General features: G+C 61.2%; 16 protein-coding genes and 1 pseudogene. All 17 read right to left on the reverse strand.

The genetic code is table 11. The features are described from left to right. Positions 1–866: 866 nt before the first annotated feature. Positions 867–1,688, reverse strand: a pseudogene (locus ACZYR5_RS24825) (phage tail protein); the annotation flags it as partial. Further along, complete coding sequence (locus tag ACZYR5_RS24830) at positions 1,681–2,292, reverse strand: phage tail protein I (protein WP_489092052.1); 612 nt, start codon at positions 2,290–2,292, stop codon at positions 1,681–1,683. The gene ACZYR5_RS24830 and the pseudogene ACZYR5_RS24825, both read right to left, overlap by 8 nt. Position 2,293: 1 nt before the next feature. Beyond that, the gene (locus ACZYR5_RS24835; protein WP_489092053.1) at positions 2,294–3,172 is read right to left on the reverse strand and encodes a baseplate assembly protein; all 879 of its coding nucleotides are present in this window, start codon (positions 3,170–3,172) and stop codon (positions 2,294–2,296) included. Then, positions 3,169–3,495: a GPW/gp25 family protein gene (locus tag ACZYR5_RS24840; protein ID WP_489092186.1), complete on the reverse strand. Its 327-nt coding sequence runs from the start codon at positions 3,493–3,495 to the stop codon at positions 3,169–3,171. Before ACZYR5_RS24840 ends, ACZYR5_RS24835 begins: the two co-directional genes overlap by 4 nt. A 13-nt stretch (positions 3,496–3,508) precedes the next feature. Further along, complete coding sequence (locus ACZYR5_RS24845; RefSeq protein WP_442105202.1) at positions 3,509–3,754, reverse strand: hypothetical protein; 246 nt, start codon at positions 3,752–3,754, stop codon at positions 3,509–3,511. A gap of 52 nt (positions 3,755–3,806) precedes the next feature. Next, positions 3,807–4,367 (reverse strand): phage baseplate assembly protein V, encoded by a 561-nt coding sequence (locus tag ACZYR5_RS24850; protein ID WP_489092054.1) that lies wholly within the window; start codon positions 4,365–4,367, stop codon positions 3,807–3,809. Beyond that, positions 4,348–4,899, reverse strand: a complete 552-nt coding sequence (locus ACZYR5_RS24855; protein WP_489092055.1) for a hypothetical protein — start codon at positions 4,897–4,899, stop codon at positions 4,348–4,350. The genes ACZYR5_RS24850 and ACZYR5_RS24855 overlap by 20 nt, the downstream gene beginning before the upstream one ends. Then, a complete protein-coding gene (locus tag ACZYR5_RS24860; RefSeq protein WP_489092056.1) occupies positions 4,892–5,527 on the reverse strand; it encodes a hypothetical protein in 636 nt (211 codons plus the stop codon). The genes ACZYR5_RS24855 and ACZYR5_RS24860 overlap by 8 nt, the downstream gene beginning before the upstream one ends. After that, positions 5,524–5,838 (reverse strand): head-tail joining protein, encoded by a 315-nt coding sequence (locus tag ACZYR5_RS24865; protein WP_489092057.1) that lies wholly within the window; start codon positions 5,836–5,838, stop codon positions 5,524–5,526. Before ACZYR5_RS24865 ends, ACZYR5_RS24860 begins: the two co-directional genes overlap by 4 nt. Positions 5,839–5,840: 2 nt before the next feature. Then, complete coding sequence (locus ACZYR5_RS24870; protein ID WP_489092058.1) at positions 5,841–6,836, reverse strand: major capsid protein; 996 nt, start codon at positions 6,834–6,836, stop codon at positions 5,841–5,843. A gap of 71 nt (positions 6,837–6,907) precedes the next feature. Next, positions 6,908–7,252 carry a head decoration protein gene (locus ACZYR5_RS24875; protein ID WP_489092059.1) on the reverse strand — a complete coding sequence of 115 codons (345 nt, stop codon included), beginning with the start codon at positions 7,250–7,252 and terminating at the stop codon, positions 6,908–6,910. Then, on the reverse strand, positions 7,249–8,361 hold the full coding sequence (locus tag ACZYR5_RS24880) for a head maturation protease, ClpP-related (RefSeq protein ID WP_489092060.1): 1,113 nt from the start codon (positions 8,359–8,361) through the stop codon (positions 7,249–7,251). Before ACZYR5_RS24880 ends, ACZYR5_RS24875 begins: the two co-directional genes overlap by 4 nt. Then, positions 8,358–9,842 carry a phage portal protein gene (locus ACZYR5_RS24885; RefSeq protein WP_489092061.1) on the reverse strand — a complete coding sequence of 495 codons (1,485 nt, stop codon included), beginning with the start codon at positions 9,840–9,842 and terminating at the stop codon, positions 8,358–8,360. The genes ACZYR5_RS24880 and ACZYR5_RS24885 overlap by 4 nt, the downstream gene beginning before the upstream one ends. Continuing rightward, entirely contained in the window at positions 9,842–10,048 is a 207-nt protein-coding gene (locus tag ACZYR5_RS24890) for a phage head-tail joining protein (protein WP_489092062.1), read from the reverse strand. The genes ACZYR5_RS24885 and ACZYR5_RS24890 overlap by 1 nt, the downstream gene beginning before the upstream one ends. 55 nt (positions 10,049–10,103) lie before the next feature. Next, on the reverse strand, positions 10,104–12,122 hold the full coding sequence (locus ACZYR5_RS24895; RefSeq protein WP_489092063.1) for a phage terminase large subunit family protein: 2,019 nt from the start codon (positions 12,120–12,122) through the stop codon (positions 10,104–10,106). Between the two features lie 3 nt (positions 12,123–12,125). After that, positions 12,126–12,692 (reverse strand): terminase small subunit, encoded by a 567-nt coding sequence (locus ACZYR5_RS24900; RefSeq protein WP_489092064.1) that lies wholly within the window; start codon positions 12,690–12,692, stop codon positions 12,126–12,128. Between the two features lie 681 nt (positions 12,693–13,373). Next, complete coding sequence (locus ACZYR5_RS24905; RefSeq protein ID WP_489092065.1) at positions 13,374–13,826, reverse strand: DUF1737 domain-containing protein; 453 nt, start codon at positions 13,824–13,826, stop codon at positions 13,374–13,376. Between the last annotated feature and the right edge of the window lie 12 nt (positions 13,827–13,838).

Consider the following 13,838-nt stretch of genomic DNA (forward strand, 5'->3'; position numbering starts at 1 on the left):
TCAAAATCAGCTGGATCAAGGTTGCTGGAGTCCCACACGTGCTGCCATTCGCTCCAAGTGCCGTTTGCGAAATCACCGGTGCGATACCGGTAGTAGGTCGCGCTGTTCGCCGCATGCACCTCCTGGTACGCCAAGTTCCCGTAAGAGCGCTCCATGTGGATGACCAAGCCATGGCTGGTTCCGTTGGCAACGTTGGGCCGATTCAGCGTGTCAGCTTCATAGGTGTAAATCCCGCCCACATGCGCAGCGTTGAAATCATCGCCCGGCAAGTTTGGCGCCGCGCCGCCCAGGCCGAAGGCGCCATTGAGTAGCACCCGGCCTGCCGTGGCGTCTGTGGAGTTCCCTTGTTTGACCAGCGAGCCGCTGTCCCACTGGGTTTTCCAAGCGGACCAGGTTGAACCGGAACCACTGCCACCGCGTGTGAATAACACCCCAGTGTTGAATTGCACGACCATCTGCAATGCCACGTCGCGACCAACGCCGACAATCATTACTGAGTTGGTGCCACCCGAAGGCCCGTTTACCGGCGCGCCTTCGAGGCGATAGAAACCCGCAGTGAGAATGGTGTTGAGGTCGGTACCGGCTTCCAGGCTGATGCCGGCGCCGCCCAAGCCAAAGGCGCCGACCTTCATCAGCGCATCCACCGTGGCGTCATCCAGATCGGTCTGCACATCCGCCGTCGCCGCGCTGCCCAGCCCCAGGTTGCCGCGTGCCTCGGCCGCATCCGTCAGATCGGCGAGGTTTTCATCTACAGCCAAGGCATCAGTGATGCCGTAGCCGTCCAGAGTGGTCGGGTTGGTGCCGGCGATCACGCGCCCGAGGGCGTCCACGGTGACACTGCGAAATGTGCCCACGCCCGCCCCGCTGCCTCCGGCAATCAGCTCGAACTGCAAGCCAGTGGTGCCCAGAGTAATCGGCGCGTCGGTGATCAACTGCCAGAGGCTCTCGCCATTGACGGTGCCCTGCTCGACATGAATAAACAGTCCCGGGGTCACTTCCAGGCTGTTGTCGGCATCCGCCGCGCGGATCCAGGCATCAGCGCTGGCCACGTAAATACCGTTTTCCTCGGCCGATGCCTGGGCGGCCACCAACACCCGGTCACCGGCGACCACGGCCACACCGTCAAGGGTTTGTACGCCACTTAGCGTGATGCCGTCTGTGGTGGCGACCCGGGCCGACTGCTTGCTATCGAGCTTGTTCAGCTCTTCCTGAATCTTTGAATCGACGTACTCGCGGGTGGCCAGCACCACCGAGGGATCGATCTTCAGCACGATGTTCGCCGAGCTGCTGACGATGAAATTCATCCGCACGACTTGGGTCTTCCCACTGCCTTGGTCGAGCAATGGTTTATAGCTCGGCGCACAGTTGGCCACCGCCACCAAATCGCCGTCGACATCGTACAGGCCGATCTCGCGAATCCACTCGCCGCCGACTTCAGGCGGAATGATCTGTTCGGTGATCACCGTGTTGGGGTTGGCCGGATCGACGCGGATCTGGTTGATCGGCGCGCGGCGCCATTCGTTGATAAGCTGAGTTTGCAGGCGGTCGGGGATCGGATCGGTGCCGTTGGCATCGCCCAGGCCCATCTCGGTGAACATCCAGTCCAGGCCCATAGCAATGGCATTGGCGTGTTTGGCTTCACCGACCGCGGTGAGGATGGCAAAAAACTGACTGCTCTTATCAATCATAGGGATAAACATCCAAGGTATCGGTTTCATCAACGCAGAGCGCTGGACCAAAGGTGCCGGTCACGTCGATGTCTTTCGGCGCCGGGGGATACACGTCAATCTCTTCGCCTTCTTGCACACACACGGCTATGCCCAATTGCCCGCTCGTCTGCAGGCTGAGCGCGAGGTTCGTCATATGCCGGCTGACCGGCCGGGCGTCGTCGATCAGCCACGTCAGCTCCTCGTAGCGTTCTTCGGTGATTCCGGCGTCATTCAGTCCGACCTCCAGGGCAAAGGTCCCGGGCACACCCTCCGGCACGGTGTCGAACCATTCCACGATGGCAATCAGGTAGCCCAAAGGCTCGACCACCCGGCGCAGCGAACCGATGGTGCCTTTGCGCGCATGCACGTCATACGCCGCACGTATCGCCGCGCGCTTGGCGTCCGATGTCCAGGCGTTGTTCCAGCGGTCCACCGACCAAGACCAGGCCAGATACGGCAGCAAATGTTCGGGACAGGTGTCGGCGTTGTACAAACTGCGCAGAGGAATCAGCGTGTTTTCGTAGTTGGCCGCCTCCAGGCCCAATTCCAGCGGCGTGCTGTTGAGCGGCAGCTGCGTGCTCATATCAGGCCCCCAGCGTCACGGTGTAGCCGGTGCAGTACGCCGCTTCGGCCTTGCTCGGCCTGATATCGGTCCAGTCCAGCAGCTCAACCCGGGAAATCCCGGGGATGTGCAGCTGGGCATCGATCCCCGAGCGCGCCACCTCCAACCCCAAGCGCCGCCGCGGGTTGATCCACTCGCTCAGACGCTTCTGGGCTTCAGCCAAGTAGGCCTCGTTTTCCGGCCCCGGGCTCTGCGGGTACAACACGGCTTCAATGGCGTAATCGATCACCACGGCACTCTGCACGGTGAGGCGATCACCCACCGGCCGCACATCCTCGTCATTCAGACCCAGGCGAACCTGCTCGAGCAGCTCCGGCGAAGCGGCGCCACTGCCCTCCAGACTGAGCACACTCACCACCACTTCGGCCGGTGACGGGCTTTCAGCGGTGGCATCAGCCACCAAGCCAGAGGCATTACGCGCATGCAGAATGTAGCTGTTACGTGGCCCCGCGGTGGTCAGCCCCTCATACGACAGCTGAATGCGCTCGCGCAGGGCCTCGTCGTCTTCGAGCACCTGCGGCGTCGGTGGCACTGTGCTCGGATCCCCCACCTGAATCACCAGGCGCTGCAGGTTGACGTTGGCGGCCAAGTGATCGAGGTCCCCGCGCACCGCATGCGCCAACAGCAAGGCCTTACCCGCATCGTTGACTCGCGCTCGGTTCTGCACCGCCCCGTACGCGGCCTGTTCGATCAGCTTGAGCACCGGATCGCTCTCCAGCGCCGCGTTCCAGTTGTCACCCATGCTCAGGCGGAAGGCTTCGAGCTTCTCCTGGTACACCACTTCGAAGTCGAGATCCTCAAGCACTTGCGGTGGCGGCAGGGCCGCCAGTTCCATGGTCATGCGGTCACCTCCAGCAATACGTCGCCACCCAGATATTGTCCGGTCAGCTCGAACGTAATCCGCCCATCGAGAATGGCCACGGCGCGCACCCGGCCCAACTTCAGGCGAGGCTCCCAACGGCCCAGGGTGCTGGCCACCTCGGCCTGCACCGCACTTTTCCAGCCATCATTAACCGGCAGGTCGACGAAACGCCGTAACTTGCTGCCGTATTCCGGGCGCATGCGCCGGCTGCCCAGCGGGGTGGAGAGAATGTCCTCGATGGACTGGCGCAGGTGATCGAGGCCGGAAATGAGCTGGCCGGTTCGGCGGTCCAGCCCGATCATCCCGATCATCAGATCAGCCCTCGACCGCGACGAAGTCCGGGCGGCCTTCCAGGTAATCGACGGCAACGGAATCGTTGGACGCCACCTTGATCTGCCCCTTGGCCACGCGCAACGTGCCGCCGCCCTGAGGGAGGATCAGCACCCTTGAGGTATAGAGCGTGTCGCGAAATACCCGGACTGCGTCCGAGGTGGCCGGTTTCGGTGGGTTGGCGTCAGGCTCTTCGGGCGACACGGCGGTGCCGTTGATTTTGGTCGTCATGATTTGCTCCAGGCATAAAAAAGCCCGCACGCGGCGGGCTACAGTTGAGTGATCAATGTGTGTGGTGATTGCTATTGCCGCCGGCGTCCATGATCGTGCCGGCGCCGGTGATGTCACCGGAGACAGTCAATGCGCCGTCGATGCTCACGGCCCCCGTCAGCGCGATCTCGGCTGCGCTCACACGGACGTGATCCGGGGTCACCTCAACCAGCGATCCACCGACGGCGATCGTGGCACGGGTGCCGCTGGGCAAATCGATGGTGTAGCTACCGGCATCCCAGTCATAGACCAGCGAACCGCCATCCTCGAAGTGCCAGGCCTCGACATGATCACGGTTGTCCGGTGGCGTCCCGGCGTTGCCATACAGCCCCGGAATAAAGGTGCCCATTGCCGGCTCGCCGCTGGGACTGAACAACACGCCTTGCTCATTCATACTCGGCACCCGCCAGTGACGGGCCTTTCCGGCGGCGAGGCTGTGCCAGCGCACCCAGGCACTGACCCAAGTGCCGGCCTTGACTCGAACCCGCCCGGCCTCAAGATTGACGCCGACCACCACACACGGCAACAGCATGGCGGCAATCATCCGGTCATGCTCAGCGCTGGGGTACCCCATTCTCGAGATCCTCCGGCCGAAAGTAGTGGTCTTCGTTGCCGGTACCGGTGCAGCCATCGACGTTCAGGTACAGGCTACCCGGCGGCTCCACAGGCCACAGCCATTCGACCTCGCCGAGGTAAATTTGCTGTGTCCACTCCACCGTCCACACGGTGTAACCATCGAGTTCCGGTTTGGTCCAGTCCTGACGCGACGCCACAAACTGCGCCTGTTCGACGCTGTCCAGACCCCAGGTCTGCGCCCGTAAAAGCATGGCCAGTTGTGCGGCCAACTGGGCGCCGAGTTGCTGATGACGGGGCAATTCCGGTGCGACAATGATCCGCGCTTCAAAGCGCTGGACCAACACGGTTTCACCGGTACCGATGTCTTGCCCGGGTTCGAACTCAACCGGCTCGAGAAACACCGCCGGCAACGCTATGCGGTCTTGAATATCCGGACAGGTCGCGACAAATCGCACCGTCGGCAACGCCTGGCGAATGTGGTCCTCGATCGCGGCGTACAAGGTATCCAGCGAAAAGGCAGGATCAGCCACGGGCACTCCCCTTCAGGTATTTATGCAGTTCAAAATTCATCTCTTGCCTGAACACGACCAGCAGACGTTCGTCGGCCCTGTTGGCCCAGGTGTAAAACGGACCTTCAACGTCTTCGAGTGAGACCTTGGCCTTGGCCAATGGAAAACGGTTGTCGTGTTCCGCGATCCAGCCCGAACTCGTCCCACCGCCGGCGGACACGCTGCTGCCGGGATAGTCCTCCGGGTTGAAATGTTTACTCGACGTGCGGATCCAGATGTCGGCCTTGTTGCCATACACACGTTTGTAAAAGGCGCCCTGATACCGCCGCCCCGCCACCGAGACGCCCGCCTTCGTCTGGCGCGCCTGCCCGGTTCGGCTGGCCTCCAAAGGGTTGGTGCCAAACCAAAGTTTGCCCAACTGCCCCTGACCTTGGATGGGGTAGCTGCGCAGGCGCTGACGCACCGCGCGGACGGCGATGCGCTCCTGCTTGCTGACATCGCGCGCCATGTGGGTGGCCAGCCAGCCCAACGTCTTGTTGATCGCCCGCCGTTGCGCCGCAGCTGCAGCCTTGGGCACCACCTTGGCCAGCTGTTTAAAAGCCTGCATATCGTCGGCAGACAATTGCAGCGACACCGGCACGGCGCTCATGCTTTTAACCTCAGCGACAAGGCCACCAGTCCATCACCCGCAGGCTCCAGATGGATCAGGGTGTACTCACCACCTCCGTCCAGGGCGGGTAGCTCGATGAGCACCGTCTGCGTTTTCTCGACGCCTGCGGCATCGGCCACTCGGATGTGAAAGCACGGCTCGCGCAATCCGGTGTTCAAGCGCCCGATCTTGGGTTGCAACCAGGGTGCCGAGAACATACCCAGCACTCGACGGCCATCGATGTAGCCCACATCGGCCAGGGTGTCGAACACCACGCTGTCGATCTCCGCGACCAGGTCTCGAAAGGCCATGATCAGAGGGTCAGCAGGATCTGCGCCCGCGGCCGCGTGCACAGGTGCAACGGATTGGACTGGGCTTCGCCGGCCATGCCTTTATTGAAGGGCAACGGCTCCAGCTTGCTGTAGTACGGCAGGCCCTGGGTGTTGGCGGTCTCCATGTAGTCCGCCGGGGCAAAGCAGGAGATGTACAGGTCCGGAACGCCTTCAGGGATCAGCAACGCCTTGTCATCATGGATGAAGTTCACACCGGCAATACGCCCGCGGTAGCGTTCCCAGGTGATACCCCCCAGCTCAAAACTTTCCCGCGCATCACCGCGCAACGCCGCAGCCTGGATGGTATTGAGGTAGGTTTCCTCGACCGATTTGTGCGTCACCAACTTGTTCCAGAAGTTTTTGCCGCACAGGGCTCGCGCGCCTGAACTGGTGACGCTGCCCAGTTCATCGTCCTGCATGTCCAGCGCTTCGGCGCACTTGACCCGGATTTTGGTCGCGGAGTCGTTCAGGCCCATGGACAGGCTTTGTTGTTCCACGCCAAAAGCTTGATAAATATTCAACAGGACGGTCGAGCCGTCGGCGTCCAGAATCAGACCATTGAGCGCGCCCATGCGCTGGAATTCATGGGTGGCATCCAGCTGTCGCCGGGCTTTGCTCAGGCGGGCATTGACCACGCCTTGCACCGCCTGCAACTCAGAGGCCTGACCAAAGGCACGAATACCCTGGATCTCGTCGGCCTTGATGGTGAAACGCTGCGGCAGGTGCACGGTGTTGAATGGGATCATCTGGCGTTTGCTGGCACCCACCACCAGACCCGAGGTGCCACGCTCACCCGCGGGTACCAGGGCCAGGGTGTCGCCGTCCTTTTCGATCTGCACGGTCAGGGTGGTGATCCCCTCTTCCTGAAACAGACCCAGGCTGCTGATGCGCCCCGGCAGGTATTCCTGATCGTTGATCGCGGCGGTCAACGACGATACGGAGAAGGCTTCATCGTTAAAAATTTGAATGTCGGCCATTTGGGCGCTCCAGAAATGCAAAACCCCGCTCAGGACGGGGTCGGATAAATAGGGATGTATTGCGCGCGGGCTTAACGAACAATCACAAACTGCGCGGCCAACGCTTCCTCTGCTGCGGCATCGAGGCCAGTCAGGTGCACGGTGCTGACCTCGGCCAGGCGCACAAGGGCACTGGCTCGGCGCTCTTCGGTCGATTCGCCCAGTGGCCCGTAAAGGATGCACGCCGCCACCTCGGTACCGTCGGTGGCGACGGGGTCGTACGGAGCAAATTCATTGGTCGCCGTGACCAGCCCCAGCACCTGACCCGCATTGAGTGCGGCACCGGCGGCCACCAGGATGGCTTCGCGAGAGATTTTGCCGGCCCCTTCGGAGAGCAGAAACTCACCGGCGTGCAGCGTTTCGTACTTAACGGTCATGCGCGTGCTCCTTTTGCAATTTTGGCTTGGCGGCTTGCCCAGATCGACGGGGCATCCGGCTGCTTGGCCTGCACTTTCGGCGCAGGCTCGGGATTGAGAGGCAGGCTGTTGTCGATTTCGAAGCCGTTGCCGCTACTGACGAGTTTGTCGAACAGCCGTGCACGCACTGCGGACTCATCGAGGCCGGCGCTCACAAACTCGGCGCAAAGCTCCGGCAGTCGAGCGGCAACACAGAGATCGTTGACAGCCTTTACATGGGTCAACGCGTCCTGGACGCTGGCTTCATCCTTCAACCCGGAGGACTGAATCAATGGCTCGATCAAGTGGCTGATGCCCGCCTGGGTGCAACCCTGTGTGATCATCACCGCCAACTGAGCAGCGTTGACTACCTGCTCTGGCTCCGGATCGGCTTCGCGGAGATCTTCGATCAGCGCGAGCACGTCAGCCGGGGTATTTTGGTAGCGCTGCATCGCCCCACCTTGACCAATACAAGCCTTCACTTGGATGCCATCACCCACTTCATCAGCCAAACCCAGGGCTACCGCCTCATTCGCGGTCAACCAGGTCTCAGCGGCGACCATGTCACGCAGGTCCGCTTCATCGATGTCCGGCGCTTTGGCCTTGTAAGCGGCAATGATCGCTTCCATGGTCTGATCGAGGACATCAGCTACCTTGCGAAAACTCTCGGCGTCGCCGGCCGCATAGGTCCACGGGTTGTGAATCATCAACATGGCGTTGGACGCGATCACAACCTTGTGTGCACCGCATACCGCGACACTGGCCGCGCTCGCGGCCAAGGCATCGACTCGCGCCGTGCAACGCTCGCCTAGCCGGGCCAGAGTGTTGTGCATGGCTAACCCGTCGAACAGATCGCCGCCGATGCTGTTGAATGCTGCGATCACCGGCGACACGCCGTCATCCACGGCGCGCAGATCCTGCATGAATTGACTGGCGGTGATCCCCCAGGTGCCGATTTCGCCATACACAAAAACCTCAATCACCCGCTCACTGGCTTCGCCACTGGCGTGCATGGCGTACCACGTCTTGTCCGGCACCTGGACCTGCTGGCCGGCCTTGTTATAAATGCGCGGCAGCGCGTGTTTGCTCATGCTTGCTCCTTGTCGTCGAATGCCTGCAGCAGTTCGACGAGCGTGCTGTAATTTAGGCCCTTGCCCCGTGCCCGATCGGCATCGGCGGCGTTTTCTTCGTCCACCGTTTCGGCGTCGTAACCGGTGCGCAGAACCATCTCGCTGCGCGAGGCAAACCCGGCATTGACCTCCATGGTGCGGGACTGCACGTCCTGCACCGGATGGATGTAGGCCCAGCCCTGCGGCACCCAGCGCGTGCGCAAGTAGTCACGGCGGCGCTGGGCATACTCCGGCAATACCACCGCGCCACTGAGCACGGCCATGTCCATCCATGCGGCTCGCACCGGACGACACAGCTGATGCACGTACACGCCAAACTGCAGTTGCTCCAGGCGCCGGCGGAACTCGGTCAGCACCACGCGCAGCGCACGATCGTTCACTTCACGCATGTCGCCGGTCAGAATCTCGTAAGGCATTCCAGTCCCTGCGGCGGCAGCCATCAGTTGCTGACGCATAAAGTCCGGATACTGGTTGCCCGCGTCCGGCGGCGAGGAAAATTCGACTTCCTCCCCCGGCAGCAGCTCCTGCATGGTTCCCGGCTCCAGAGCGACCATGGGCGTGAAGCCATCCGAGGCCAGGTTCAACGGCGCGCCGGTCACCGGGTCTACCGGGGTCTGGATGTCATCGGGCGATGGCTTTTTGATGAAGCCGGCAAACAGGTTGGCCACCTCCTGGCGAAACAACACCGCGTCATCGAAGTTATCGAGACTGCGCAGACGTTTGAGTACCGGAGACAAGCGCGGCAGGCCGCGTAGCTGACCCGGCTCGACCGGTTCGAAAACATGCAGTACCTGGCTGGCCGGTACCCGCACCAACTGGTTGTAGCCACTGTTCAACGAGGAGGCATCCCCGGGGTGCATGCGATACATCCAGTAGGCGACGCGGCGATTGTCCGGGCTGAACTCGATACCGGCGCGGATGGTGTTGCCGTTGCGCGCCGCCTCGAACTTGTCATGCGGCACAAACTCCGGAGCCAACACCTGTATCTGCAGTGGCACCGCCAGGCCTTCGTTGCGACTGCGCGGACGCAGGCGGACAAAACACTCACCGGACGTTTCCACAGTACGGGCGATCAATGCCTGTTGGCCGTAGAAGTCGGTCAAGCCATCGGCGTCAGACTCTTCGGCCCAGTCGGCCCATAGTTCCTGCAGCAATCGGCGCAACTGGTCATCCTGAACTTTCGGCCGCGGCGTGATGCCGGTGCCAATCAGGTTGCTAACCCGCTTGTCGATGAGGTTGAAGGCATACGGATCATTGCGCACTGCCGCCCGCGATCGGGCCCGCAGGTTGTTAAGCGCCGGAATCGCCAGGCTGTTGAAGCCTGCGGCGGGCGCTTCCCAACTCGCTGACCTCCGCCCTTCGGCCGCCCCTTCGTAACTGGCCCTGATGTTCGACGGCAGCAGGAAACCACCGCGACCCAGGGTAGGAAATGGATGCGCCATTACAGGCCCTTGCCTCCATGGTAAAGCCGCACGATGCGCGAGCGTGGTCCCGCTGCCGCGATGAGCGACGTGCGAATTTCGTCGCGCGCACGGAGCAGCTCATCTATGTCGCGGTATTCCACGTTGCGGTCAGCGTACCGCACGATTTTTTCGCCGCGCGCGATGGCTTTCTCGACGGCAGCGAGTTGCTCTTGGGTGAAGGCCATGGGATCGCTCTAAAAAATAAAACTGAGTGTTGTGAACTGTGACGTGCGCGGTGAGTCAGCGTCGTTTCTTGAGGTAACCACTGCTGGAGCTTCGGCGTTGCGGGAGAACTGCAGGTGCTGATGTGGGGCGTTGAGCTACCGCTGCAACAGGTAGTGAGGACATTGTCGGCTGGACCGGCTGTTGCTCAGGCACCGTGGCCACACGAACACGCTCGGCCGAAACGGACTTGTCACCGGGCGCGGCCTGCAGCAGCGCGTTCTTCACCTGCTCCCACTCATGCGCCTTGTAGCGATTAAGACCCAGGTAATGGGCCATGGCCAGGCTGTACACCATCAAGTCCAGAACCTCGTTGCGCTCGGCCTTGCCCTTGACCCATTCGATCTTTTTGAAGCCTTTGAGGTAGCGGGTGACCTTGCGCTCGGCGACGCACTGTTCGAAAAAATCGTCTGGCAGGTCGTTGGCAAAGTGCAAAGCACCAGGACCGTCTTCCACTGTGTAGCGGTTGTAGATCCAGTCCTTGGCGGTGTCGGTACCAATCATCCACAGCCCCACCCCTTTGCGTTCCGTGGTGCCTTTCCAAGTGACATCCACCATCGATGGCCGCTGGGCGATCACCGGTCGGCCGGGTTTGCTCGCCCCCTTGACTGCAAAGATATTGCGCCACCGGCGCAGCCGGCAGAACTGGTACACCTCATCAGTGTGGTGCCCGCCGGAGTCGATGCCGGCCGCTCGGATGGTGAGCTGCGCACCACACGGATGGGGATAACGCCCCTTGAGTTTGTCATCCAGCATCGCCCAAGTCCGCTCATCGGACGGGTCACCCCAGATCACCTGGTAGTCGATGATCCAACGCTCCATACCTGGGCCCCAGCCGACCACCAGAAACTCCAGGCGATTGTTTTGCACGTCCACCGACGCCGTGAGCATCAGCACGCCGAACGGCATCTCTCCCAAGCCATAAGTCTCCAACCGCGCACGCGCCATCAGGACATCGGCTTTGGTTTGCTCCTGGGCACTGTCCCAGACCTTGGCCAAACGGGTGTTGTAAAACACCTGCATAGGCTCCAGATCGCCGCGGGACATGGCCTTTTTAGCCTTCTCGAACTGCTTGGCCAGTGCGCCCCATCCGGTCCAGCCGGGTGGCGAGTACAGGGCATTGAGGTTGAACCCCACGGTTTCACCATCACCCTGGGCATGGGCGCGCCATTCGCCCTTGGTCAGCATTTCGCCCTTGTGGTGTTCCTCGATCAGCACGTCGCACTCAGGCCCGACGCATTGATAATGCACCAGCGTGTAATCCGCCGAGTAATGCAGGCGTTCCCACTCCAAAACCTGCATGTGCCCACAGTGCGGGCATGGCACGTAGTAAAAACGCTGGTCACTGGTCTCGAACAAATCAGCGATGCGCGACGCGCCGCGGATCGTCGGCGAGCTGGAGAAGTAGAATTTGGCGTTACGGCCAAAGGTACTGCCGCGGGTTTCCGCCAGCTCGATCGGATCACCCTCCTCGCCCACGTCCACCACCCAGCGATCTACTTCGTCACCATAGATGTAGCGTGCCGACAGCTCCGACAGGTTCGCCGCTGAGCCGGCGGTGGTGATGTATAGCGAGCCACCCTCGAACTCTTTGGTGTCCATGGTGTTGCGAGCATCACGCGAACGGTTGGCGGCCACCCGCTCGCGCAACTCCGGGGTCGCCTTGATGGTCTTGCCGATACGCGACGAGACCCGCTTGGCCAAGCCGAGGCTGGGCAGCAGGGTCAAGATGTTCGACGGCGCCATATGAATCAGACCGCCGATCCAGTTCAAGGCAATCTGGGTTTTCATCAACTGCGAGGCAACCATGGTCACCACGCGCTTACACGGGTGCGCCGGTGACAGGCAGCGCATCGGTTCACGTGCATATGGAGTCCGCGCCGTGCGGTATTTGCCAGGTTCGGCAGCGCCGGCATCGCGCGGAATGCGCATGTACTCATCAGCCCAGACATCGATCCACACGTCGGGTTCGGGCTTCAAGCCGCGGTAGAAATCCTGACAGTACACCTGTTCACCGTCAGGCATTTCCATTGACATGGTTTAACTCGCTGGTGTCAAAGCTTGTGTAAGGTCAGCCGAGGACATCCGCTCAGCATCTTCAAGGACGCGGCGCAATGCCGCCGTCAGATGGCGTTCAATTTCCCAGTGATCGCTCATGGCGGCCAGCTCGGGGGCCAACTGCGGGGGCATGCCCAGCAGCAAATCTCTCAAGGTGCGCCCGGTGGAATAGGCGGCCCTTTTCACTGCGGCCAGCTCCACGTGGGCACCGCGATCCTTGTAATACTCGCTTTCGGCGAGGCGGGAGTCGAAGTACTCGCGAAACGCCCGCGACTGCTGAAAGTCCGGAATGTCCTCACCCGATGGGTGATCCAGCGGTACTGCCGGGGTGGGCAGTTCAGAGCCGCGCTCAGCCCGCTCGCGCTCATGCCGCGCGGCGACATTGGTCTTGCTGGGATCCGCCGTGTCGAGCAGGCGCCGATCGGTCGCCTCGACTTCGACCATGCCGTCGGTGTCCAACACTAGCCGACCATTCTTGGCCAGCTTGGACACGTAGGCCTTGGACCAGCCTTGGCGTTGGGCGTATTCCGCCTTGGTAACTGTGGTCATTGTCTGGCCTTCGAAAGGTAAGCAGGCAGAAGCGTAGGCCGAGCTCAACCGTCGTCGTTCGGATGATCTGTCCTAGCCTGCTTATTCGTTTTGCCTCATAGCAGAAGCGAAAAACCCCGGCAGATGCCGAGGTTGGTTGAACTGAAAAAAAGCAAAAAAGCGCACGCGCGGGGAGTCGAATTTTGCGTTCAACGGCTCGAGTTTTTCGCAAAAGTGCTCGAGTTTTTCTCCAAAAGGCTCGAGTTTTTCATGGAAAGGCGCGACTTTTACCCGGAAATGCGCGAGTTTTTGCTCAATGAGTTAACCGAGTGATTTAGTCGGTTAACTAATCAGAGAGCCGCTCAATGCCCCGGCCCGTGCGGTCTGTAGGCCAATTTCGGGTGACGTAGGGAGTTAACCGAGTAAAACCGTCGGTTAACTCCTGAGTTAACTAAGCGCAAAGCCCCGGCCTGTCTGGCTTTGAGGCCAACTGGCAGTTAACCGAGCTAACCTGGTTAACTCCTCAGTTAACCGGGCTACAGGCCACGGACTGCAAAGGCTTCAGCCAAGTTACCCCCCGAGTTAACCAGTTAACTAACTTGTGAGCGCTGCCGCTAACATTTTCTCGCGAGTCTTATGCCCCGTGTTCGTTGGAAGCTGCCAGGGTCCCCGCCGTGTTGGGAAATCTCAGCGCGGACTGAATCAAGGCGTCACAGTCAACTGGCGGACGATCTCGTCATGGATGGTCTTGGCCGACCAGGTGCGGGCGACAAGGTCCGTGCCGGCTTCGAGGATACCGGCATCCCCCACGAGCGGAGCCGCAGGAATGACCGGCGTATCGGTCAGGTCGCTGTATCTGCCTGAGAAGTTTGAAGTCCCGCAGCCTGTTGCCGACCGAGCCGCGGCGGCGTCAACACTGACCAGCACTGCCTTGCCGACGTCCGACGCGTCGGTGATATCGTCCGAGGTAACTTCGCATGGTGCACTGCCGACATTACTCGATCCCTTCACCACCGCCTGAAGCACCTGAAAGCCTTCCGTGATAGAGACTGGGCTGCCGTAGGGCTGCCAGCCCTCGGTCATGGCTTGCGTCAGTTTGGCCACCAGCTCCGCGGGAGAATTGGCAACAACAGTGTCGTAATGGGTGTAGGCCATTTTCTGAATCTC

The sequence above is a fragment of the Pseudomonas sp. F007 genome, from assembly GCF_057814275.1.